Raw genomic sequence first — 21,928 nt, forward strand, 5'->3', positions numbered from 1 at the left:
GCTGCATGGCAGGCATGCAAGGAATTCTATTCAAAACGAGGCTTTCCATCGCCATCTAACAATCACGGACGAAGAAACTGTTCGTAATGGAGATGAAAATGTTTGCCCGTTTTAACAATCGTTTCGGTCGTGCATTCGCGCAATTCGGCAGCGCAGTTCGCGCTTCTGCTGCTCTGCGGGTTGGTCATCAGCCTGCTGCGAAAGACCTTGAGACGCTTGGCATCAATGCAAAGCAGTTCCGCGAAATCCACGGATAATATTCGCGTAAAGAGTAATCAGTATCCGCGTTATGGACAGCCCCGGTAAAACCGGGGCTGTTTTGTTTTCATCAGTCTTCGTCGGTTGCCATCTGCGCCAGAAGAGCACCCTTGCCGCGCTGACGCATGATCATCGGCACCACGACAGCGGCGATTGCAAGCGCGATCAGCACAACCGACACCCAGGAATGGACGAGCGCCATCGGGTTTCCCTGGCTGATCTGCAACGCCTGACGCAGGCTCTTTTCCGCCATCGGCCCGAGGATCAGGCCAACGACCACAGGCGCAATCGGATAGGAAAAGCGCCGCAGCACATAGCCGAGAAGGCCGAATGCCAGCAACAGGCCCAGTTCGAACGAGACCGGCAGCCCGAACAACATCGACGTTGAAGCATTGGCGCCAATCGTGCCGAGCGTCGCGAACACCAGAATACCCGCATAAAGCCAATGGCGCGGGATGGTGAGCATCTTCACCCACAAGCCGATCAGCGGCAGGTTCAAGATGAGCAGCATCAGATTGGCAACGAGCAAGCTCGCCACCAGTCCCCAGACCAGTGAGGCATTGGTCACGAAGAGAAGCGGCCCCGGCTGCAAGCCGAACTGCTGGAAACCGGCCAGCATGATGGCCGCCGTCGCCGTGGTCGGCAGACCAAGCGTCAGAAGTGGCACAAGCGTACCGGCGGCTGAAGCATTGTTGGCGGCTTCCGGCCCGGCCACGCCTTCGATTGCACCCTTGCCGAATTCTTCCGGATGTTTGGAGAACTGGCGCTCTGCCGAATAGGACAGGAAGCTCGACACATCAGCGCCGCCCGCAGGCATGGCGCCAATCGGGAAGCCGATGGCGGTGCCGCGCAACCACGGCATCCACGAGCGTTTCCAATCGCTTTTGGTCATCCAGACCGAGCCTTTGACGGCGATGACTTCATCGTCTGGGCCAAGCTTCTTCGACACGACTGCCAATGTTTCGCCGATAGCAAACAGCGCCACGGCCAGCGTCGTAACATTGATGCCGTCGAGCAGGTTCGGCGTGCCCATGACAAGGCGCGCCTGTCCAGTCAGCTGATCGATACCGATCAGGCCGAGCGCAAGGCCGATGAACAGCGATGTGAGGCCGCGAAGGGTTGAATCGCCGAAAGCTGCCGAGACGGTCATGAAGGCGAGGAGCATCAGCGCGAAATATTCGGATGGGCCGAAGGACAGCGCGAATTTCACCACCCATGGCGCCACGAAGGCGAGCGCCAGCGTGGCAATGAGACCGGCAACAAAGGAGCCGATGGCCGCTGTGGCCAAGGCGGGACCGCCGCGCCCGGCCCTTGCCATTTTGTTGCCTTCCAGCGCCGTGACGATGGAGGCGCTTTCACCCGGCGTATTGAGTAGAATGGATGTAGTCGAGCCGCCATACATGCCGCCGTAATAAATACCGGCAAACATGATGAGCGAGCCGGACGGGTCCAGCTTGTAGGTCACCGGCAGCAAAAGCGCCACGGTGAGCGCCGGTCCGATGCCGGGCAGAACGCCAACCGCTGTGCCAAGCGTCACGCCGATCAGCGCGTAAAGAAGGTTTGACGGCTCCAGCGCCACCAGCAAACCGTTGGCGAGAAGTGCTACAGTATCCATGATATGCCCTGGCCGTTACAGCACATCCCGAAAAGTGTGAAACGGTTTTCGGATAAGATGTGCATTAAAACAAACAGTTAGAGCGCCGTTCTGATCCAATCAGATCAAAACCCGCTCTAGACGAAACGTTCAAGCCAACCGGATGGCAGCGACAACTGAAGACCACGCGCGAAAATGAACCAAATCACGAAGGCAAACACGATGCCTGCGGGAACGCTGATCCAGAACTTGCGATAGCCAAAGCCGCGCGCGGTTGCTGCAAACAGCAATCCGGTGGCGAGCGAAAACCCGGCGGTCTTCATCGTCAGCATCTGGATAGCCAGACCGCCGATGATCCATGCCATGGGGGCAATTTCCTGGTGCTCTCTTTTGGGAAAATCACCGCGTAGCGCCTCGATCACCGTCCAGATTGCAAGACCGAATAATCCGGCTGCAACGACATAAGGAACAGTCTTCGGGCCGACCGGCGAATAACTCATCACATCGTTGCCGTAGGCTGTGGACCACGCGATGGCAATGGCGACGACACCGAGAATGAAAGCGATGACAAGAGCGGCGAAATCCGGCGTCGCCCCTTCAGGGCGACGCTCTTCCTGCTGTTGAGATCCTGTCATTTGACGAGGCCGATTTCCTTGAGGATCGTTTCGGTCGCCGCGACATCCTTGGCGAGTTGCTCCTTGAAGGCCGGACCAGCGAGATAGGTATCCGCCCAGCCCTTGTCCTTAAGCGCCTTCTGCCAGGATTCTGACTTTACCAGCTTCTCGACATCGGCATTGATCGCTGCTTCCTGCTCGGCGGTAATATCCGGAGCGGCTGCAACCATGCGCCAGTTTTGAATGGAGACGTCCACGCCGCCTTCCTTGAAGGTTGGTGCATCAATGCCGTCCACGCGATGATCGCTGGAAATACCGATGATGCGCAGTGTGCCAGCCTTGATCTGCGAGTCGAACTCGCCGTAACCGGAAATGCCGACCGTTACCTGATTGCCGAGAATTGCCGCGAGAGCTTCACCACCGCCCGAAAACGCGATGTAGTTCACCTTGGTCGGATCGACCCCGGCAGCCTTTGCGAAAAGGCCAGCCGTGATATGGTCGGTGCCGCCTGCCGAGCCGCCACCCCAGGATACGGAGCCCGGATCGGCCTTCAGCTTGGCGACGAGATCGCCGAGGTTCTGGATATCGGATGCGGCAGGAACCACGATGGCTTCATATTCGCCGGTGAGGCGCGCAATCGGCGTTACCTGTTCGAGCGTTACCGGCGACTTGTTGGTCAGGATTGCGCCGACCATCACATAGCCGCCGACGATCAGCTGACTGGCATCACCCTTGTTCTGATTGACGAACTGCGCAAGACCGATGGTGCCGCCGGCACCCGGTACGTTGATGACCTGTACGCTACCGGAAATCTTTTCGTCTTGCAGCACGCTCTGCATGGTGCGTGCTGTCTGGTCCCAACCGCCGCCCGGCGCAGCAGGCGCAAGCAGCTTGTAATCTTCCGCCGAAGCCGAGCCAGCGAGCGCCAACGCAGCGACCGACGTAACGGCCAGAATAAACCTACGCATATGTCCTCCCAATATAGATGCAAAGCCGCCTTGCGACGGACCTCCCCATTGCCCGCTTCCTCTAGCGGGCACAAACTACATGGATATCGCAAAAAACAATTTCAATAGACAATAGCGCAGCAATGTTTGCTTTTAAACGTAACAGGTCGAGACTCGCTCATCCTAACGGCAATCTGTACATTTGCTTCGGAACATCCGATTCTTCTTGTAATCTTTGCTCTCCCCCACATTTTCGCCACGCTTGATGCTGGCAACCGGCAAGGAAATAGCCAATGGCCGCTGCTGAAACTGCAACCCATGCCGCCGAGGCTGCCCATCACGGCGGCTTCGATCTTGTTCCCATTGTCGTGCTTCTGGGCGCAGCCGTTATTGCAGTTCCCCTGTTCAAACGGCTCGGCCTCGGCTCGGTGCTCGGCTATCTCGCAGCCGGACTGGTCATCGGACCGTTCGGGCTTGGATTGTTTTCCGATCCGCAGGCGATTCTGCACGTGGCTGAACTCGGCGTCGTCATGTTCCTGTTCATCATCGGTCTGGAGATGCAGCCATCGCGCCTGTGGTCGATGCGCGGCGAAATCTTCGGGCTTGGTCTGGCGCAGGTTGCTCTTTGCATCGGCCTTCTCACCTTCGTCGGCCTTGCCCTTGGCTATCCGGTCGCGCAGAGCTTCGTTGCAGGCACCGGCTTCGTGCTAACGTCTACCGCCATTGTCATGCAAATTTTGGAGGAACGGCGCGCCATGGGCCTGCCGAAAGGACGCCGCATCGTGGCGATCCTGCTGCTTGAAGACCTTGCCATCGTGCCGCTTCTGGCGCTCGTTGCTTTTCTGGCGCCGGGTGGTGAAGAAACGACGCTTGCCGACCGTCTGACCGGTGTTGCCATTGGCCTCGCATCCATTGTCGGCCTGGTTCTGGCCGGTCGCTATCTGCTCGATCCCCTGTTCCGCATACTCGGCAAGGCAAAAGCCCGCGAAGTCATGACGGCGGCGGCGCTTTTTGTCGTGCTGGGTGCGGCGCTGGCCATGCAGCTCGGTGGGCTATCCATGGCGATGGGTGCATTCCTCGCTGGCGTGCTTCTGTCGGAATCCTCGTTCCGCCATCAGCTTGAAGCGGATGTGGAACCGTTTCGCGGCGTGCTTCTCGGTCTGTTCTTCCTCGGTGTCGGCATGTCGCTCGACCTTGCGGTGATCGCTGCAAGCTGGCAACTCATCATTGTGGCCGTCATTGCCTATATGCTCTTGAAAATGATCGGCATTTACGCAGTGGCCCGCCTGTTTCGCGCCAGCAATCGCGAAGCTGTCGAGCGTGCCGTGCTGATGGCGCAGGGCGGCGAATTCGCCTTCGTCCTTTATGCCGCCGCGACCTCGGTCAACATCATCGATGCAGAGGCCAATGCCATCCTGACGGCGACGATCATTGTCTCCATGGCTCTCACACCGATCATGATCATCCTGCACGACAGGCTGATGCCAAAACCCGCGCCATCGATGGAAGGCGTCGAGGCTGCGGACAATCTGTCGGCCAGTGTGTTGCTGATCGGCTTTGGGCGTTTCGGGCAGATTGTCAGCCAGCCGCTCCTCGGCAATAGCTGCTCAATTTCCATCATCGAAACCAGCACAGACGCCATCCGCAATGCGCGGGATTTCGGCTTCAAAATTTATTTCGGCGATGGTTCCCGCCTCGACATTCTGCATGCCGCAGGCGCAAATCGCGCAAGACTGATCATCATCGGCGTCGATGACCGCGAGGCGAGCCTGAAGATAGCCGAACTGGTGAAAGCGGAGTTTCCGCTGGTCCCCGTATTGGCGCGTTCGTTCGACCGTGAACATGCCATCGAACTGATCCATGCCGGTGTGGAATATCAAATCCGCGAAACCTTTGAATCGGCGCTGGCTCTTGGCGAAAAGGCACTGGAAATGCTCGACGTCGATGAAGAGGAACGCGAGCGTGTCATGGAAGATGTTCGCCGTCGTGACGGCGACCGCCTTACAATCGAAGTCACCGGCGGCCTTTATGCCGGGCGAGAACTCATTCACGGCAACGCGCCCATCAAGGACAAGAAAGGCGGGCCGGACAGCACCGAATGATCACTCGCAAAAAAGCGACTGGCCTGATCTGGTAAACGCTGTGGCTCTTCCTAGTTTATAGGTGGTAGAATGTTATCATTCGTCCAACCAAGGAGAAGCCTTATGACAAAGCCTCTGAAAAAGCCTGTGTCGTGGCATGCACCGAAGTTCATCGAAGTTAGCTGCGGCATGGAAATCAATCGCTATGCGCCAGCAGACGGTGACGAACCGATCCTGTTCTGACACGCCTCCCAAGACGCGTGAACAGTTTCATGACGGAGTTCCGCGCGATCGTGATCGGGGCCGCCGCTGGCGGCGGTCTCCCTCAATGGAATTGCGGCTGCGAAAACTGCCGTCTGGCGCGATTGGGTTCGTCGGACGGGATTGCACCGCAGACCCAATCCTCACTGGCCGTCACATCGGATGGTGAAAACTGGGCGTTGCTCAACGCATCGCCCGATATACGCCAGCAACTGATCAACACAGCCGCGCTGCACCCGCGTGCGCTGCGCGACAATCCGATCAAGACCGTTCTTCTGACCAATGGCGATATCGACCACATTGCCGGTCTTTTGACGCTGCGGGAAAAGCAGGCGTTCCGGCTGGTGATGACCGCCGCTATTCGCGATATCCTCGCTGTAAACCCGATTTTCACCGCGCTTGATCCTGCTTTCGTTACACAGGAAATCGTGGCGCTGAATGAACCCTTCATGCTGGCTCCGGGGATTGAAGCACGTTTATTTTCCGTTCCGGGAAAAGTGCCGCTTTTCATGGAAGGCGAAAATCCGGACACCGCCATCGAGGGCGAACAGACTGTTGGCGTAGAACTCGTCACCGCCAGACACCGGGTCTATTACATTCCGGGCTGCGCGGTGGTGCGCGACGACCTCAAGGCACGGATCAGCGGTGCCGATATTCTCTATTTCGACGGCACGCTTTTCACCGATGACGAGATGATCCAATCGGGCACCGGCATCAAGACGGGCCGTCGCATGGGACATATTTCGATGTCTGGCGACGACGGCAGCCTGAAAGCGCTTGCCGATGTCGCGGTGGATCGCAAAATATACGTCCATATCAATAATACGAACCCGGTCTGGCGTGATGGTCCCGAACGGAAGCTGGTCGAGGACAGCGGGTTTGAAATCGCCTTTGACGGCAAGGAGATCGCTCTATGAAACACGCTGCCGACAAGGAGACGTTCCACGCCCGCCTTCTGGCTATCGGGCATGAGCGCTATCACGACAAGCATCCGTTCCATATCCGGCTGCATGGCGGCGAATGCACCATCACGCAAGTGCGCGCCTGGGTGATCAATCGCTATTGCTATCAAAGCAGCATTCCCATGAAGGATGCGGCGTTTCTCTCGCGTTGCGAGGATGTCAACATGCGTCGCGCCTGGCGCTCGCGCATTGAAGACCACGACGGCGGCATCCATGAAGGCGGTGGTATCCGGCGCTGGCTGAAGCTGGCCGAAGCCGTTGGCCTTGATCCCGACTATGTGGCGTCCGGCAAGGGCATTCTGGCGGGAACGCGCTTTGCGGTCGGTGCTTATGTGCACTATGTCCGCGACAAGCCGCTTCTGGACGCAGTTGCGTCGTCGCTTACCGAACTTTTCGCACCCAAAATCCACAAGGACCGCATCGCGGGTCTGTTGAAGCATTATGCCTTCGCCGACGAACAGGCGCTGTCCTATTTCCGCCAAAGGCTCAATGAAGCACCGGTTGATGTCGAATATGGTCTTGCCTATGTGCTGGAACACGCCGACACTCTTGAAAAGCAGGATGCCGTCGCCGCTGCCCTGACCTTCAAAACCGATGTGCTGTGGGCGCAGCTTGATGCGCTTTATGCGGCCTATGTGGACCCCGGTATGATCCCGACTGGCGCATGGGACGGCAAGCAGGGCGTGAATGCCGGATGGGACAAGGCTCTGGCAGAAAAGAAGGTTTCCGCATGAGCGCGACAGACAGCGTTACCATCAAGGCCGCAGATATCGTCAGGCTTGCGCGCGGCGTGAGACTGCGTGTTGATGAGGTGCGCGGGCAAACCGTGCTTCTCGCGCCTGAGCGCGCCATGGCGCTGGACGATATTGCGATCCTGATCGTCAATGCGCTCGATGGTGTTCGCAGCGTCGATGCAATCTGCGATGCTTTTGCGTTGGAATTCAATGCGCCACGCGAACAGGTCGGAAGCGATGTGCTGGCCTTTGTTCAGGAACTCGCCAACCGCCGCATGATCGAGGTTCTGGGATGAATCTGGCAATTCAGGAAGCAAAGCTGAAGCGGCTGGCACCGCCGCCAATGGCTTTGCTTGCCGAATTGACGCATCGCTGCCCGCTTGCCTGTCCTTATTGCTCCAACCCGCTTGAACTGATTGGCGCAAAGCAGGAACTATCCACGGAAGAATGGATAGAGGTTTTTCGGCAGGCCGCGAAAATGGGTGTCCTGCATCTGCATCTCTCTGGCGGAGAACCGGCGGCGCGGCGGGACCTTCTTGAACTGACCAAGGCCGCCGTCGAACTTGGCCTTTACACCAACCTGATTACCTCCGGCGTTGGCCTTACGCAGGCACGTGTGGAAGCGCTTGGGCAAGCCGGTCTCGACCATGTGCAGCTTTCCATACAGGGCACCGATGCCGCATCGGCAGATCGGGTCGGCGGATATAAAGGCGGGTTCGAGCGCAAGATGGCCGTGGCCAATTGGGTCACGACAGCAGGCATTCCGCTGACCGTCAATGCAGTCTGCCACAAGCAGAATATGGACCAGCTCGACGCGATGCTGGAGCTTGCCCTGGCGCTTGGCGCGCGCCGCATCGAAATCGCAACCGTTCAGTTTCATGGCTGGGCGGAGAAGAACAAGGCCGCGCTGCTGCCGACGCGCGAACAGGTTGTCAAAGCCAACCAGACAGTAGCCGCAGCGCGCAAGCGCCTCGAAGGCAGGCTGGTGATCGACTACGTGCCGGCCGATTATTATTCGTCTTATCCGAAAGCCTGTATGGGCGGCTGGGGTCGTGTCGGCCTGAATGTCACGCCGGACGGGCGTGTGCTGCCCTGCCACGCCGCAGAAACAATCCCGTCGCTTCATTTCGACAATGTCCGCGACAAGGGGCTGGCCGATATCTGGTATGACGGCGAGGCCTTCAATGCCTATCGGGGTGATGACTGGATGCCCGATCTCTGCCGCAGTTGTGAGCGCAAGGATATCGACTTTGGCGGCTGCCGCTGTCAGGCGATGGCGCTTGCCGGCGATGCGAGCGCGACCGACCCGGTCTGCATGCGCTCCCCGCTCCGCGACATGGTCACGGCCATAGCGCAGGAAAACGCGTCCGCCCCAATTCCGGACAGTTTCGTCTATCGCAAGTTCTGAAGATTGTGACGCCATTTTGCCTCGCGCATATGATCAGAACCAATTGATCTCAGCAGCTTTTGGGATAACAATCCGCTATCCCTCCCTTTGATGAATCGTTCCCCATGACAGACACAGCCACACCCGTTTCCGTCTCCGTTCGCCCCTTTCAACAGGGTGATCTGGAAGGCGTATTTTCCGTCATTCTGCCAATCCAGCAGGAAGAATATGGCATCGCCATCACGGCGCAGGACCAGCCTGACCTCAATGCCATCGACAGTTTCTATCGACCCGGCGCCGGAGAATTCTGGGTTGCCGAGCATGACAGTCAGGTCGTGGGTACAATCGCGCTGAAGGATATCGGCAACAGTGAAGCCGCCTTGCGGAAGATGTTCGTCGCCGCGCCCTATCGGGGTTCGGGTATCGGCACTGCAAGCAAACTGCTGTCAGCCTTGCTCGCCCACGCCAGAGAAAACGGCATGCGCCGCATCTATCTTGGAACGACCGACAAATTTCTCGGTGCGCATCGCTTCTATGAGAAGAACGGTTTTACGGAGGTGGAGCGCAACGCCCTGCCGGAAAGCTTTCCCGTCATGGCCGTGGACTCGAAGTTCTACGTGATCGCGCTGCCTTAAATCGGTTTCCTGCAATCAGGCGCGATTGCGCCTTTGCTGGATCACCACCCACCAGCTGTTGCGGAACATGATCGCGCCGATGAGAAGCGCGACCACGCCAAGCACGATTGTGCCATAGGCAACGCCTTGATCGCCGAACTGTTCATAAAGCCAGCCGGACTTTTCAATGGCTTGCGCCGGTGTTCCCAATCGGAGAATACCGTTCACCAGTGCCGTGATCCCGACGATCAACATCCCGATGCTGCGCACCATGCTTGCTTTCCAATTCACGTCTAAAACCAGGGATTAATCTCTGCCTGCGGTTGATAACGGGAACGAAGCCCGATTGCAAAGATTGATCATCCATCGCTGCGTGACATCAGCGCTGTTTGCAAGAGACTGAATTTATACAGAAAAAGCGCTCATAAGGTATTTCCAGCAAAAAACTGCAATGGTTCTGCGCGAGATAATGCGTAACAACTGATAGATGGAATGACCTCGGAAACATCAATCAATGGGAACCATTAAACACACGGCTTTGACAAGACGACACGACGAAGAAGGGAAAACAGCCATGGTCAACGATCCGAAGACCAATCGTGCTGAAGCGCAAAAGGCCCAGCCTCGCACAATCGCGAAGGCGCCCAGAACACGCGGTCCCAGCCCCGAAAAAACAGCACGAACCCGCGAACTGATCATCCGGTCGGCAATGTGGGAATTTCTCGACAAGGGCTATGCCAATGCAACCATGGCCGGTATCGCCGAGCGCGCGAGCCTCGCCAAAGGCACGGCTTATCGCTATTTTGACACGAAAGAGGACCTCTTCGCCGGTATTGTCCGCGATATCGTGACAAACCCGCTTGATGAGATTGAAAACTATCCGATCCGACCGGACGAGCGGGTTTCCGACTATTGCAAACGAACCATGATCCCGGTGATGCGCAGCATTGAGAACAAAGGGCGCGCCACAGTGGCGCGGCTGGTGCTCGCCGAGGGCCATGCCTTTCCCTATCTCACGGAAGTTTATCGCACCGAAGTCTACGAGCCATTTCTGGAACGGATTCGCTGGCTGATCGACGTGGCCGCCGAACGCGGTGAGCTGAAAGGCACGATCCTTAAAACCTATCCGCACCTGCTCACCGCGCCCGTATGGATGGGCATTGTCCATAATGGCCTTCTCGGACAGGACAGCCTGATCGACACGGCAACCATGTTCGAGGCGCAGGTCGATCTTTTGTTCACCTGATGGGCCGCAGAATAACATTACGAAAAATTTATTTCGATATATCTTGTTTTTCGATATATCGAGATTTATCTTGTGGTCATGACAAACACAAGAAATGGCGATCCGGATCGCCGTCCAGAACATCCGGAACAAGAAGAAGCCCATCACCGTCACGGTCGTCATGGTGAACATCGGGGTGAACATAGAGGCGGGCGCTGGGGTGGTCCCTTCGGTGGGCCTGGCCGTCATCGCGGCGAACATCCCCACGCTGAACATCCTTTCGGAGAGCATGGCGAAGATCGAGGCGAACGGCGTGGTGGCCGGGGTGGTCACCGTCGCGAGCGCATCTTCGATTATGGCGATTTGCGCTTGCTCGTCCTCTCGATGATCGCCGAACGGCCCCGTCACGGTTATGAGCTGATCAAGGATATTTCCGAACAGTTGCAAGGCGTCTACACGCCAAGCCCCGGTGTGATTTATCCAACGCTCTCATGGCTTGAGGATATGGGCTACACCGTCACCGAAGCTGGCGATTCAGGCAAGAAGCTCAATCGCATAACGGCTGAAGGCGAGGCCTTTCTCGTCGCAAACCGCGCCGCCGCCGATGCTCTTTTGAGCAGGATAAACAGCTTTGCCGAGCACAATGGCGACATGCCACATGAGGTCATCCATGCGCTGAAAAGTCTGAAGGCGACCGTTCGTCAAAGACTGCATCGCGGGCCGATGGACGCCGCCAGCGCCGAAGCAATCGTGGCTGCCCTCAAGGAAGCCACGCGAATTGTGGAGGAAAGCTGATGAATGCTCCTGTCTCAACCAATGCTGCCGCGGAATCCGCGGCGGCTATCGAGACCGCCCATGCCAGCCGTTATTTGCAGCAGCTGGCCAAGCATTTTGCGCATAAGCTGCCGGTCACCTTTGAACCAGAAGCTGGGCAGATCAGCTTTTCCATCGGCGAATGCCGGTTGCGTGCCGACGACCAGTTTCTGCACCTTGCCCTCACCTCGCCAGACCAGCCTTCGCTGGCGCAATTGCAGGATGTCGTCGAACGGCATCTCGTGCGCTTTGCCTTTCGCGAAGAGCTTGCGATCCATTGGCGCAAGCTGACCGTCGGCGAGCATATGCTGGACAAAAAGGTGCAGGCTGTCCTTGATGAATATCATGCCCGGCAGCGTGAAGAACGAGATGCGCCGCGCATCGAGGCGCCGGGCGGCCGCGATGGTGGGCAGGATATGCGTATGCGCGCTATCGGTCCCGACACAGGGCGGTTTCTCAACACGCTGGCGCGAAGCCTGCAAAAGCCGACTATCCTCGAAATCGGCACCTCGTTCGGCTATTCCGGCATCTGGCTCGGTGACGCGGCGCGCGCCACCGGCGGCAAGCTGATCACCATGGAACTTCATGGCTACAAGTCTGACTTTGCAAGGGAAATGGCGACGAGGGCCGGGCTGGCCAACCAGATCGATTTCAGGATCGGCGATGCCGTCGCGATGATCGAAGCGTTGTCCGAAAAGGTCGACCTTGTTTTCCTCGATCTCTGGAAAGACCTGTACGTGCCTTGCCTTGAAGCCTTCTATCCGAAGCTCAATAACGGCGCGATTGTTGTGGCGGATAATATGATCCGGCCCGGCGGTGAAAACCTTCAGCGCTATAGTGACGCCATCCGCGCCAAAGCGGGTATAGGCAGCGTGCTCCTGCCCATCGGCACGGGACTGGAAGTCAGTCGCTTCGAAGCCTGATATGAGACTGCTGTTTTTGCCCGCCTAACCGGCGGGCATGACATTTTAATGCCAACCCCGATCCCAATCCGGCTCACCGCGAAAACTCTCGGCCAGATAGTCGACGAGGGTGCGCACCTTGATCGCCAGATGGCGCGCAGGCGGATAGACCGCATGGATGCCAAGCGGCTTGCTTTCAAAATCCCCCAAAACGCGTTGAACGCGCCCTTCACGGATGGATGGACCGGCAATGAATGTCGGCACATGCGCAATGCCCAACCCGGCCAAAGCCGCATTGAGACAAGCCTCGCCATTGGAGAAATGCAAACGACCCGTGACACTGACCGCCTCGGCATCGCCGCCGCTCTGCGGCGCGAAACGCCAGACATAGGGATCGCGGAAATTCGTATCGATGATGCAGCTATGCTGCATGAGTTCTTGCGGATGAATCGGCGCTCCATGCGCGGCGAGATAGGACGGCGCGGCCACAAGAACCACCCGCGCATCGCAGAGCCTGCGGGCAATCAGGCTGCTATCGAGCGGTTTTCCGATCCGCACGCCGATATCGAAGCCTTCATCGACCAGGCTGACAACGCGGTCGGAGAAGCTCACATCGATCTGAATATCGGGAAAAGACTGCGCAAATTTCAGCAATACCGGTGTCAATCGCAAGGTGCCGAATGACATCGGCGCCGTCAGCCTTATACGCCCGGTCGGAGCGCCTGATGCGTTGCGCACCGACGCTTCCAAGGCGTCGAAGTCCTGCAAAAGCCCCTTCATGCGCTCGTAATAGGCGTATCCGACCTCGGTCGGTGACAAGGCGCGTGTGGTGCGCTTGATGAGCTGGACGCCAAGATCGGTTTCCAGCCTTGATACGAGTTTGGATGCCTGACCGCTGCTTGTCCCAAGCCGTTGTGCGGCCGCTGAAAAACTGCCCGTATCCAGCACCGCAACGAACATACGTTCGCAGTCAAGCCGATCCATTGATTGCTTCCATTTCAGCTATTTTCCGTCTCACAGGACAGGAAAATAGCTGAATCTGGAAATTATCCAAGCTTCAAAACAGACCGCAAGAATGCGGCGGCCATGACCGCGCCTTCAGACGATATCGTATGCCCAACGCCGCGCAGAATATGGCAGGTGGCGTTCACACCTATACCCGCAAGGCGCGCATTTGCGCTTTCGGATTCGCTTGCCGGAATGACCGGATCGGCGCTGCCATGCACCAGCAGGGCCTGTGTCGCAAGTGTCGGTGTGAAAGGTTCCGGCGAAGCCAGTCTGCCGGAGAAGGCAACCACGGCGGCAACCGGCCAGCGACCCGAAACAAGCGCATCAAGTGACATGATCGCTCCTTGGGAAAAACCAACGAGCACTACACGGTCGAGCTTATCGGTAAAGCCATGCTCGGCAATGATCCGCGTCAGTGTTTCATCAAAAGCCGCACGCGCCTCGACAATTCGCTGCGGGCGGTTGGCGGGCGTGACGCCGCTGACACTGAACCATTGATGCCCGTTACCGCCCTGATCGAAGGGAAAGGGCGCATCCGGTGCGGCAAAGGCTGCACCGGGCAAGGCATCGGCCCAGAACTCGCCAAGCGAAGCGAGATCAGCGCCGCGACTGCCGACACCGTGGAGGAAAATAACCAAAGAATGCATCTGTCTGTCATTCGCTTTCAAATGTGAACCGGAGCCAACCCCGGCAAATCAGGCCCAAGTGGCACAATTCCGGTGGGGTTCAGCGCCTTGATGGAATAGTAGCCGCGCTTGATATGATCGATGTTGACCGTTTCGCGAATGCCGGGAATATCCAGAACACGCGTCAGCCAGATGCTGAGCGCAGAGTAGTCAACCAGCCGGCGCAGATTGCATTTGAACAGGCCATGATAGGCCGCATCGAAACGCACCAGAGTAACGAACAGGCGGATATCCGTTTCCGTGAAGCGATCCCCGAACAGGAATGGTCCCCTGCCTGAAAGGCGGGTTTCCAGCTCGTCCAGCGTGCGGAACACATCGCGGAAAGCTTCATCATAGGCAATCTGCGTGGTGGCAAAGCCGGCCCGATAGACGCCATTGTTCAGGCTTGGATAGATGTGCTCGTTCAACGCATCGATTTCCGCGCGCAAAGGCTCCGGGTAAAGATCGATATCGTTATTGGCAAGATCGCCGAAGCCAGTATTGAACATACGGACAATATCGGCAGATTCATTATTGACGATGGTTTTCGTCTTCTTGTCCCACAATACCGGCACGGTGGCGCGTCCCGTATAGTGGGGATCGGCCTTCGTATAAAGCTCATGCATATAGGTCGCGCCGTTGAGGCTATCGCGGTTGGAACCCGGATAGTCACCGAAACGCCAACCCTGATCGGTCAATGCAGGTTCAACGACGGAGATCGAAATGAGCTTATCCAGCCCTTTCAGCTTGCGCGCGATCAGCGTGCGCGATGCCCACGGGCAGATATAGGCGACATAGAGATGGTAGCGGTCGGCCTCGGCTTTGAAACCCGCCTCACCTGTCGGACCCGCGCTGCCGTCAGGGGTGATCCAGTTGCGGAAGCCGGAAATCTGGCGCACGAAGCCGCCTTTTTCATCCTTGGCCTGGACCGGCTGCCAATCTTCAGTCCATTTTCCGTCTACGAGCATGGCATCTATCCTTGATGATCGGGAAAAGTGCGGAGAGGAGCATAGGCCACCTCCCCGCATTGCGAAACAGTGTGTTTCAGGGTCAGTTCGCGGATGCGCCCGGCTTCAACGCAAAAGCGCCATTGCCTGCGAGCGCCACCACGGCGAGACCAACAATCCAGAATGCCGGGAATTCCCAGCCGCCATTGGCATTGGTGAAGAAGAAGCCAGCTGCGCCGTGCACTGTGACGATTGCACCGAGCAGGATCGGGATCAGGACTACAGCAGCAACACGCGGATAGAAACCAATGATCAGCGCGACCGCACCGACGATTTCCCAGAGGATGGTGACATAGGCGAACCAGCCCGGCAGACCAAGCGACCCGAAGAAGGCAGCGGTTCCGGCAGGGGTGAAGACGAAGAGTTTCAGACCTGCGTGGGCCAGAAACAGAATGCCTAGTGCGAGACGCAGAATGAAGATCGCATAAGGTGCGGTACGATTGTCGATCACGATGAACCTCGTTTCAAAACAGTGATTGTTGAAACGGACAATCTCAAAAAACATGCTCGTTGATTAGTCAGGCGGGCTGAAGCTAACTCCTTCCAATTTGGAAGGAATGAATAGAAATCCGTGGATAATCGCTCCGGTATAAGGCGTAAAGGCACGCTTTTGGCATGCCTACAGTCATTTCAGTGGCAGGTGATCGATCAGGCGACGATCTGCAATTCGGTACAAATCCGGTTACGGCCCAGATCCTTGGCGCGATAAAGCGCGGCGTCGGCACGACGGAAAACGGTCTCAAACCCGGAATCGGCTGCCGTGAGAAATGCAATTCCTGCACTCGTGGTCGTGCTGAATGGATCGCGTGTCGTGTCGAACGAAGCCGACGCAAAGGCCTTGCGAATTTTATCAGCGGTCGCGAGAACATTCACATTGGAGGTCTGCCGCAGGATGAGCACGAATTCCTCGCCGCCAATACGCGCAATGATCGCGCCTGGCCCGGAATGGGCACGGATGATGCTTGCGAACTCAAGCAACACGCGATCCCCGACCGTGTGACCATGACTGTCATTGATTGACTTGAATGCATCCAGATCGAACACAATCACGGAGTCGCCCGCGCGCATCTCATCGACCGCCAGACTGTCGTAAAGCGCCCGTCGGTTGAGCAGGCCCGTCAGGCTGTCGGTGCGCGCTTCATTGGCATGACGCCGCGCGATACGCGATTGCGTGAAGGTCAGCGACAAGGCCCCGATGCCGGTAATGCCGATAAGCGCCATCATAGCATTGAGATCTTCGGCCAGATTGCTCGGCAAACTGGTCATCACCCATTGCTGTTCATAAACGATGACGGAACCGCACAGGAAAAACGAAACGGCTGTCAGCAGATAGAGCGTCATCATGCCGACGACTGGAATCGGCGCTTCATGATAGACCAGGCCATATTCCTTGGCCGTGATGTAGAGCAGAAATGCCGCCACAAAATTGAAGGTGGCGATGCCAACGCCCACAAACCCCATCAGGATGGGTGCAAGAACAACACCGATTGCAACAATGGAAAGCACGAAGAGATAGCCCGTTGGCACCCGTCTGGCCGAAATCTGCTTTGCACCGACGAATAGGAAAACGAAGCCGACGGTCATCAGGCTGAAAGCGATCACCGACGCGGGAACCAAAGCCAGAAGACCCGAATAGCTGAGCACAGCGCCTGCGCCGAGCAGGATCATGCCCAGGCAACCCCAGAGCAGGAACTTGTCCATGCGGTTCTGATACCAGACGCTCAAAATCGTTAGCGCCACGGCGAGCGAACATAAGCCCGCTGCGAAAAAGAGCGTGTTTTGGTCTAGCTCCAAGATTTAGCTCCGCACCCCTTAAAACGCGTTCGGTTCTGACCTAGTCAAACCGGCGCTCCAGCCACTTTTTCTCGCGCACGTTCTGCCCGACGCCTGCGTTTGGCAGTTTTCGGTGCGTGCTCTCGCCCATACAGAACCGGGAGTTTAGCGGCAGAATGTCAAAGAATCGATACTTACTTATTTAGATCAAGATTATATTCTTACTTTATTCGCCTGACCGGCCAAAAGCTTTTACTTGACCATCTGAGCTTCGAGTGCAGAAGCCTGGCGCTCCCAAACGCCATAACGCCAATTTTTTCAATGGGTTTCAGCCACTTTCGGTTATTCATCCGTCACAGCATGAACACTCCAGAGCCATCCACACCGAAAAGGCTAACGCCAAACGCAACAGAAAGACACGTCAATCTCCGGCTCCAAAAAAACCCGCAAACGCAGGATCATGATAATAGCTATTGAAAATTATTACAGAAATTGCGTAAAAATTAGAAAAAATTACCACGAACGCAATCAACGGTCCCGATAGAACGGAACCAAATAGTACGCCTGCTACACAGGCCCCGTTACATAGAATGCGAGTACCCGCCATGTCGGATCACAACCCGAACTCTCTTTCCCCAAATCGTCGTCAGTTTTTGCTTGGAGCGGGCAGCGCGCTGGCGCTTGGCGCGACTGGCAGCTTCTGGATGCCTGGTCAGGCACGCGCGCAGGACGCCACGCCGCGCAAGGGCGGCCATTTGATCATGGGTCTCGACACGGCGTCGAGTTCGGATCGTCTCGATCCGGCCTTTTATCCCGAAGCCTATATGTATTCGGTGGGTTTCCAGCTCTTCAACACCCTGCTTGAACCGACGCCGGATGGCCGTCTTTATGGCGCGCTTGTCGAAAGCTGGGAAGCAACCAAGCCCGATGCATCGCAGTGGGTTTTCCGTCTCAAGAAGGGTATCCAGTTCCACAATGGCAAGGAACTGAAGGCCGAAGACGTCATCTACTCGCTGAACCACCATCGCGGCGAAAACAGCAATTCCGGCGGCAAGGGCTTCCTGCTTGCCGTGACCGAACTGAAGGCGACCGATCCTTACGAAGTGACGATCACGCTCGACAAGGGCAATGCCGACTTCCCGGCCGCCCTGACCGACGTGCATCTTGGCATCACGCCGCTCGATGCGGATTTCGACAAGGGCATCGGCACCGGCGCGTTCATTCTGGAAGATTTCCAGCCGGGCGTTCGCGCGCTGACGCGCCGCAACCCGAATTACTGGGCACCGGATCGCGCCAATGTGGAATCCGTCGAAACAATCGCCATGAGCGACGCGACGGCCCGCATGGCCGCGCTGCTCAGCGGACAGGTGCATGTCGTCAATCGTGTTGACGCTCGCTCGGTTGGCCTCGTTTCATCACGTCCCGGCGTGCAGATTCTGAAGACGCCTGAAAACACCATGTACTGCCTGCCAATGCGGGTCGACACGGCGCCTTTCGACAATAATGATGTGCGTCTGGCGCTGAAATATGCCATCGACCGTGAAGAGTTGCAGAAGAGCATTCTTGGCGGCACCGGCTCGATTGGCAACGATAACCCGATTTCGTCGTCGAACCCGTATTATTCCAAGGATATTCCGCAGCGCGCCTATGACCCGGAAAAGGCCGCCTTCCACTTCAAGAAGTCCGGCTATAGCGGCAATATTCCACTGGTCGTTTCGGAAAACGGCTTCCCCGGCGCGGTCGATGCGGCGCAGGTCTATCAGGCCGCCGCTGCCAAGGCCGGCATCACCATCGATGTGGAACGCGTTCCATCCGATGGTTATTGGGATGAAATCTGGCTGAAGCGTCCGTTCGTCGCCTCCAACTGGGCCGTTCGCCCGACCGCCGATGCGATGCTTTCGATGATCCTGCAGTCGGACGCACCGTGGAACGAAACCGCCTGGAAGAACGAAGCTTTCGACAAGCTGCTTGCCGAAGCCCGCGTTGAACTGGACGAGGAAAAGCGCAAGAAAATCTACCACGACATTCAGGTCATCATGGTGGACGAAGGCGGCGAAATCATCCCGCTCTTTGCCGACAACCTTGCCGCTGCGACCGACAAGATCAAGGGCTTCACTCCGACGCCATCCGGTGGCGACATGAGCGGCTATCGTCTGGCCGAAAAGATCTGGTTCGAAGAATAATCGAACCGAACACGAAAAAGCCTCGATAAAAAGGGCCCTCTTGCCGAAACGTCGGCAAGAGGGCCTTTCTCGTTGCCGCTTATTTTCCCCGCATCTGCTCCCCAGCGTTTTTGGCAAAACGCAGGTTCCAGAAAGTCGCCGTCAGCGAAATGCCGGTCACGACGAGGAATGCTGTCGAGAAATCGGACATGACGGGCACGTCGTGGGCATGCAAATTCATGGATGCATGAAGAACCAGCGCCGCCACGCAAACACCGACTGACAGCATGAGCTGCTGGAACGTTGAATAAAAGCTGTTGGCCGAGCTCATCCGCTTTGCGTCCACCCTGTCGTAGGCCACCGTGTTATAGGCGGTGAACTGGAATGACATTGAAAAACCAGACATGGCAAGCACGATAAAGATCAGCCAATGCGGCCATTCCGGGGTGAAGAATGCGCAGATCGCATAGCTGCACGCGGAGAATATGCCGTTGACCACCAGTGACTGCCGGAAGCCGAACCGCCGGATGATCCGCGGCGCAAAGGCTTTCATCGCCAGCGCGCCGAGCGCGGTCGCAAGCACCATATTGCCTGCCGCCACGGCCGACAAACCGAAGCCGATCTGAAGCATCAACGGCAGCAAGAACGGATGCGCGCCCTGCGTGATGCGGGTGATCGACCCTGCAATCATCGATGTCCCGAAGCTTTCAATGCGCATCAGCGAAAAATCGAGCATTGGCGCGGGATGGCGGCGCGAATGGACGATTGTAGCAACGCCGAAAACAACGCCGACGACAAACAGCTTCAGCGCGAAGTGCCCTTCCCCCGGATTGCTCGCCGTTTCCAGGCTGAACAGCAAAGCGCCAAGCGCAATACCCGACAGGATCAACCCCACGAAATCGAATGGTTCACGCGTTTCGCTTTTATATTCACCGATATAAAGCGACACGAACACCATGCCCAGAATCCCGATGGGCACATTGATGTAGAAAATCCAGCGCCAGTCGAGAAATGTCACAAACAGACCGCCAAGCGGCGGTCCGAGAATTGGGCCCATAAGCGCGGGCACCAGCATCCACGACATGGCGGCGATGAGATCCTTGCGTTCCACCGAACGGATCAGCACCAGACGGCCAACCGGCAGCATCATCGCGCCGCCTGCGCCCTGCAACAGCCGGGCCGCGACCAGACATGGCAGGTTTGGTGCCTGCGCGCAGAGCACAGAACCCAGAATGAAGATTGCAATCGCGAAGCGGAAAACCGTACGCGTGCCGAAACGGTCGGCAATCTTGCCACTGGCTGGGATAAAAATGGCGAGACTGAGCAGATAGGAGGTCAGCGCAACGCTCATGGATGGCGCGCCAACAGCAAAATCACGCGCCATGGTCGGAAGCGCCGTGGCCAGAATGGTCGCGTCGAGCTGTTCCATCAGCATGGCACTCGCAACGATCAGCGCAATGATGCGAAAATTGCTCTTGTCCCCCGAAGCTGTCGCTTCGGTGGTTGAACTCTGGCTCTCGATGCTGACACTCATGGCTATTCCAGCTCAGCGGGCAAAAAACGGGCGACCGCCATCAAACGCTGATGGCAGAGAATTCACGAACCTGGCTTATCCATCCGGGAAAAGGTGATGCGTGCCTTTTGGAGATATCCATGCCGCAAACGACGGTCGGCTCAAAAGAAACTGCGAGCAATAAACAATCTTGCTGACCGTTGACGGCATATATCACAGTTCGCGGCGAAACAAAGCCGCTCAAGAGAATTTGACTTCGGATTCATTTATTGTTCAGGGGGTTGTCGAGCTTGTGGTGCGCTTGAGCGACAGGCTGCGCTCCCGGAACATGGAAAAAAGACCCGCGCTAACCACGATGAAAGCACCAGCGATGACGTTCCATGTCAGGGTTTCGTGGAACACCAGCGTTGCGATAAAGGCACCGATAACCAGCTGGAGATAGGTCAGCGGCTGTACTTCGCCCGCTTCCAGAATATCATAAGCCCGGATGAGGCAATAATGGCTGGAAATGCCGCAAACGCAGAGCGCTGCCATCCAGAACCAGTCGTGCGGCGCGATCGGCACGAGATAAAAGATACCCACCGCTGTCAACACCACAACACCGCCGATCCCGGTATAGAAGAAGCTGGTCATGGCGTCGTCATCGCGGCTAACCGCGCGCGTCGCAACCGCATAAATCGCGAACATGAAGGTTGCCGCGACGGAGAACAGAATATTGGCGTCGAAATGGGCGTTGACCGGATTGATGATCAAAAGCACGCCGCACAGGCCGACGATAATTGCCGTCCAGCGACGCCAGCCAACCTTTTCACCGAGAAATGGCACGGAGAGCATGGTGACCAGCAAAGGTGCGCCCTGAAAGACCGACTGCGCCATGGCCATGCCCGCACGGCTGAGGCCAAAAATGAAGGTGACGATTTCCGCAGCCAGGATCACGCCGCGGGTAATCTGTAGAAACGGACGCTTGGTGGAAGCCGCCTTGGCAATGCCGCCGGAGCGTATGGCCAGCAGAATGACGAATGCGGCGAACACCCAGTAGCGGATCATCGTGATGAAGATTGGCGAGTAATGCGTGCCAAGATATTTCGAAATGCCATCCTGCACCGCGAAGATAGTCACCGCGAGGATCGTGAAGAAGTAGCCTTGGCTCTTGGGGGTCATACGCCGTACTCGAAGCCACCCGAAACGGGTGCCTGTCTGTCTTGAGGGGAATGAGTGTGAGTAATCCGAACTGCGACGGATTACTACAACAAAGCCCACTATTTTTCGCAAATGACGATGAAGAAACGCGATTTCGCTCACTTTTTCCGTTGAGGAAGCGTCACACGCTTATCCCACTCGAATAGCTCGCCTTTTGCATCGCCTGTCCTGCCAGGTGCGGGACGAATGTTGCAGCCTGTCGCATGAT

The 21,928-nt window shown here is 57.1% G+C and carries 24 protein-coding genes and 1 pseudogene; 14 read left to right on the forward strand and 11 right to left on the reverse strand.

What is annotated here, in order from left to right; genetic code table 11:
* The first annotated feature begins 98 nt into the window (after positions 1–98).
* A complete protein-coding gene (locus tag FGI60_RS26245; protein ID WP_171058734.1) occupies positions 99–257 on the forward strand; it encodes a hypothetical protein in 159 nt (52 codons plus the stop codon).
* 71 nt (positions 258–328) lie between these two features.
* Here the strand turns inward: FGI60_RS26245 and FGI60_RS08185 are convergent, their stop codons facing one another.
* The 3 genes from FGI60_RS08185 to FGI60_RS08195 form a co-directional block, all read right to left on the reverse strand.
* Positions 329–1,873: a tripartite tricarboxylate transporter permease gene (locus tag FGI60_RS08185; RefSeq protein ID WP_138784759.1), complete on the reverse strand. Its 1,545-nt coding sequence runs from the start codon at positions 1,871–1,873 to the stop codon at positions 329–331.
* A gap of 116 nt (positions 1,874–1,989) precedes the next feature.
* A complete protein-coding gene (locus FGI60_RS08190; RefSeq protein ID WP_138784760.1) occupies positions 1,990–2,487 on the reverse strand; it encodes a tripartite tricarboxylate transporter TctB family protein in 498 nt (165 codons plus the stop codon).
* Positions 2,484–3,434: a Bug family tripartite tricarboxylate transporter substrate binding protein gene (locus FGI60_RS08195; RefSeq protein WP_138784761.1), complete on the reverse strand. Its 951-nt coding sequence runs from the start codon at positions 3,432–3,434 to the stop codon at positions 2,484–2,486. Before FGI60_RS08195 ends, FGI60_RS08190 begins: the two co-directional genes overlap by 4 nt.
* A gap of 272 nt (positions 3,435–3,706) precedes the next feature.
* Between FGI60_RS08195 and FGI60_RS08200 the strand changes: the two genes are divergently transcribed.
* The 7 genes from FGI60_RS08200 (at position 3,707) to FGI60_RS08230 (ending at position 9,473) form a co-directional block, all read left to right on the forward strand.
* Positions 3,707–5,515, forward strand: coding sequence for a monovalent cation:proton antiporter-2 (CPA2) family protein (locus tag FGI60_RS08200; protein WP_138784762.1), 1,809 nt, complete (start codon positions 3,707–3,709; stop codon positions 5,513–5,515).
* Between the two features lie 126 nt (positions 5,516–5,641).
* Positions 5,642–5,737: a pyrroloquinoline quinone precursor peptide PqqA gene (pqqA, locus tag FGI60_RS08205; RefSeq protein ID WP_078337071.1), complete on the forward strand. Its 96-nt coding sequence runs from the start codon at positions 5,642–5,644 to the stop codon at positions 5,735–5,737.
* Between the two features lie 29 nt (positions 5,738–5,766).
* Complete coding sequence (gene pqqB, locus FGI60_RS08210; protein ID WP_138784763.1) at positions 5,767–6,672, forward strand: pyrroloquinoline quinone biosynthesis protein PqqB; 906 nt, start codon at positions 5,767–5,769, stop codon at positions 6,670–6,672.
* Positions 6,669–7,451, forward strand: a complete 783-nt coding sequence (gene pqqC / locus FGI60_RS08215; protein ID WP_138784764.1) for a pyrroloquinoline-quinone synthase PqqC — start codon at positions 6,669–6,671, stop codon at positions 7,449–7,451. Before pqqB ends, pqqC begins: the two co-directional genes overlap by 4 nt.
* Positions 7,448–7,747, forward strand: coding sequence for a pyrroloquinoline quinone biosynthesis peptide chaperone PqqD (gene pqqD / locus FGI60_RS08220; protein ID WP_138784765.1), 300 nt, complete (start codon positions 7,448–7,450; stop codon positions 7,745–7,747). Before pqqC ends, pqqD begins: the two co-directional genes overlap by 4 nt.
* On the forward strand, positions 7,744–8,859 hold the full coding sequence (gene pqqE / locus FGI60_RS08225; protein ID WP_138784766.1) for a pyrroloquinoline quinone biosynthesis protein PqqE: 1,116 nt from the start codon (positions 7,744–7,746) through the stop codon (positions 8,857–8,859). Before pqqD ends, pqqE begins: the two co-directional genes overlap by 4 nt.
* Positions 8,860–8,963: 104 nt before the next feature.
* On the forward strand, positions 8,964–9,473 hold the full coding sequence (locus FGI60_RS08230; protein WP_138784767.1) for a GNAT family N-acetyltransferase: 510 nt from the start codon (positions 8,964–8,966) through the stop codon (positions 9,471–9,473).
* Between the two features lie 15 nt (positions 9,474–9,488).
* On the opposite strand, the gene FGI60_RS08235 is transcribed toward FGI60_RS08230, so the two are convergent.
* Positions 9,489–9,725, reverse strand: coding sequence for a hypothetical protein (locus FGI60_RS08235; protein ID WP_235889767.1), 237 nt, complete (start codon positions 9,723–9,725; stop codon positions 9,489–9,491).
* Positions 9,726–10,026: 301 nt separating this feature from the next.
* Here FGI60_RS08235 and FGI60_RS08240 point away from each other — a divergent pair, with 301 nt between their 5' ends.
* From FGI60_RS08240 to FGI60_RS08250, 5 genes and pseudogenes are all read left to right on the forward strand, one after another.
* Complete coding sequence (locus FGI60_RS08240; protein ID WP_138784768.1) at positions 10,027–10,698, forward strand: TetR/AcrR family transcriptional regulator; 672 nt, start codon at positions 10,027–10,029, stop codon at positions 10,696–10,698.
* Between the two features lie 94 nt (positions 10,699–10,792).
* Positions 10,793–11,065: a hypothetical protein gene (locus FGI60_RS26495; RefSeq protein ID WP_235889768.1), complete on the forward strand. Its 273-nt coding sequence runs from the start codon at positions 10,793–10,795 to the stop codon at positions 11,063–11,065.
* Positions 11,047–11,472 carry a PadR family transcriptional regulator gene (locus FGI60_RS26500; protein ID WP_235889769.1) on the forward strand — a complete coding sequence of 142 codons (426 nt, stop codon included), beginning with the start codon at positions 11,047–11,049 and terminating at the stop codon, positions 11,470–11,472. The genes FGI60_RS26495 and FGI60_RS26500 overlap by 19 nt, the downstream gene beginning before the upstream one ends.
* Positions 11,472–11,762, forward strand: a pseudogene (locus FGI60_RS26250) (DUF2218 domain-containing protein); the annotation flags it as partial. The gene FGI60_RS26500 and the pseudogene FGI60_RS26250, both read left to right, overlap by 1 nt.
* Positions 11,763–11,798: 36 nt before the next feature.
* Entirely contained in the window at positions 11,799–12,413 is a 615-nt protein-coding gene (locus tag FGI60_RS08250) for an O-methyltransferase (RefSeq protein WP_210238435.1), read from the forward strand.
* Positions 12,414–12,458: 45 nt separating this feature from the next.
* Here the strand turns inward: FGI60_RS08250 and FGI60_RS08255 are convergent, their stop codons facing one another.
* The 5 genes from FGI60_RS08255 to FGI60_RS08275 form a co-directional block, all read right to left on the reverse strand.
* Positions 12,459–13,376, reverse strand: a complete 918-nt coding sequence (locus tag FGI60_RS08255) for a LysR family transcriptional regulator (protein WP_138784771.1) — start codon at positions 13,374–13,376, stop codon at positions 12,459–12,461.
* A 62-nt stretch (positions 13,377–13,438) separates the two neighbouring features.
* On the reverse strand, positions 13,439–14,068 hold the full coding sequence (locus tag FGI60_RS08260) for an alpha/beta hydrolase (protein ID WP_268898799.1): 630 nt from the start codon (positions 14,066–14,068) through the stop codon (positions 13,439–13,441).
* On the reverse strand, positions 14,065–15,033 hold the full coding sequence (locus FGI60_RS08265) for a glutathione S-transferase family protein (protein ID WP_138784773.1): 969 nt from the start codon (positions 15,031–15,033) through the stop codon (positions 14,065–14,067). Before FGI60_RS08265 ends, FGI60_RS08260 begins: the two co-directional genes overlap by 4 nt.
* An 82-nt stretch (positions 15,034–15,115) precedes the next feature.
* Positions 15,116–15,523, reverse strand: a complete 408-nt coding sequence (locus FGI60_RS08270) for a DoxX family protein (protein ID WP_138784774.1) — start codon at positions 15,521–15,523, stop codon at positions 15,116–15,118.
* A gap of 197 nt (positions 15,524–15,720) precedes the next feature.
* Positions 15,721–16,866 carry a GGDEF domain-containing protein gene (locus tag FGI60_RS08275; protein ID WP_138784775.1) on the reverse strand — a complete coding sequence of 382 codons (1,146 nt, stop codon included), beginning with the start codon at positions 16,864–16,866 and terminating at the stop codon, positions 15,721–15,723.
* A 584-nt stretch (positions 16,867–17,450) separates the two neighbouring features.
* Here FGI60_RS08275 and FGI60_RS08280 point away from each other — a divergent pair.
* On the forward strand, positions 17,451–19,028 hold the full coding sequence (locus FGI60_RS08280; protein ID WP_113533425.1) for an ABC transporter substrate-binding protein: 1,578 nt from the start codon (positions 17,451–17,453) through the stop codon (positions 19,026–19,028).
* Between the two features lie 79 nt (positions 19,029–19,107).
* Here FGI60_RS08280 and FGI60_RS08285 read toward each other — a convergent pair whose 3' ends face one another.
* Positions 19,108–20,541: a DHA2 family efflux MFS transporter permease subunit gene (locus FGI60_RS08285; protein ID WP_138784776.1), complete on the reverse strand. Its 1,434-nt coding sequence runs from the start codon at positions 20,539–20,541 to the stop codon at positions 19,108–19,110.
* Positions 20,542–20,793: 252 nt separating this feature from the next.
* Complete coding sequence (locus tag FGI60_RS08290; protein WP_138784777.1) at positions 20,794–21,681, reverse strand: DMT family transporter; 888 nt, start codon at positions 21,679–21,681, stop codon at positions 20,794–20,796.
* Positions 21,682–21,928 lie beyond the last annotated feature (247 nt).

Origin of the sequence: Brucella haematophila (assembly GCF_005938105.1) — a bacterium.
In the GTDB taxonomy this organism is placed as follows: Bacteria; Pseudomonadota; Alphaproteobacteria; order Rhizobiales; family Rhizobiaceae; genus Brucella; species Brucella haematophila.

Excerpts from the sequence above, each read along its gene's own strand:
- FGI60_RS26245 (WP_171058734.1), top strand. The coding sequence starts at position 99 with ATGTTTGCCCGTTTTAACAATCGTTTCGGTCGTGCATTCGCGCAATTC.
- FGI60_RS08185 (WP_138784759.1), bottom strand. The coding sequence starts at position 1,873 with ATGGATACTGTAGCACTTCTCGCCAACGGTTTGCTGGTGGCGCTGGAG.
- FGI60_RS08190 (WP_138784760.1), bottom strand. The coding sequence starts at position 2,487 with ATGACAGGATCTCAACAGCAGGAAGAGCGTCGCCCTGAAGGGGCGACG.
- FGI60_RS08195 (WP_138784761.1), bottom strand. The coding sequence starts at position 3,434 with ATGCGTAGGTTTATTCTGGCCGTTACGTCGGTCGCTGCGTTGGCGCTC.
- FGI60_RS08200 (WP_138784762.1), top strand. The coding sequence starts at position 3,707 with ATGGCCGCTGCTGAAACTGCAACCCATGCCGCCGAGGCTGCCCATCAC.
- pqqB (WP_138784763.1), top strand. The coding sequence starts at position 5,767 with ATGACGGAGTTCCGCGCGATCGTGATCGGGGCCGCCGCTGGCGGCGGT.
- pqqC (WP_138784764.1), top strand. The coding sequence starts at position 6,669 with ATGAAACACGCTGCCGACAAGGAGACGTTCCACGCCCGCCTTCTGGCT.
- pqqD (WP_138784765.1), top strand. The coding sequence starts at position 7,448 with ATGAGCGCGACAGACAGCGTTACCATCAAGGCCGCAGATATCGTCAGG.
- pqqE (WP_138784766.1), top strand. The coding sequence starts at position 7,744 with ATGAATCTGGCAATTCAGGAAGCAAAGCTGAAGCGGCTGGCACCGCCG.
- FGI60_RS08230 (WP_138784767.1), top strand. The coding sequence starts at position 8,964 with ATGACAGACACAGCCACACCCGTTTCCGTCTCCGTTCGCCCCTTTCAA.
- FGI60_RS08235 (WP_235889767.1), bottom strand. The coding sequence starts at position 9,725 with ATGGTGCGCAGCATCGGGATGTTGATCGTCGGGATCACGGCACTGGTG.
- FGI60_RS08240 (WP_138784768.1), top strand. The coding sequence starts at position 10,027 with ATGGTCAACGATCCGAAGACCAATCGTGCTGAAGCGCAAAAGGCCCAG.
- FGI60_RS26495 (WP_235889768.1), top strand. The coding sequence starts at position 10,793 with ATGGCGATCCGGATCGCCGTCCAGAACATCCGGAACAAGAAGAAGCCC.
- FGI60_RS08255 (WP_138784771.1), bottom strand. The coding sequence starts at position 13,376 with ATGGATCGGCTTGACTGCGAACGTATGTTCGTTGCGGTGCTGGATACG.
- FGI60_RS08265 (WP_138784773.1), bottom strand. The coding sequence starts at position 15,033 with ATGCTCGTAGACGGAAAATGGACTGAAGATTGGCAGCCGGTCCAGGCC.
- FGI60_RS08280 (WP_113533425.1), top strand. The coding sequence starts at position 17,451 with ATGTCGGATCACAACCCGAACTCTCTTTCCCCAAATCGTCGTCAGTTT.
- FGI60_RS08285 (WP_138784776.1), bottom strand. The coding sequence starts at position 20,541 with ATGAGTGTCAGCATCGAGAGCCAGAGTTCAACCACCGAAGCGACAGCT.
- FGI60_RS08290 (WP_138784777.1), bottom strand. The coding sequence starts at position 21,681 with ATGACCCCCAAGAGCCAAGGCTACTTCTTCACGATCCTCGCGGTGACT.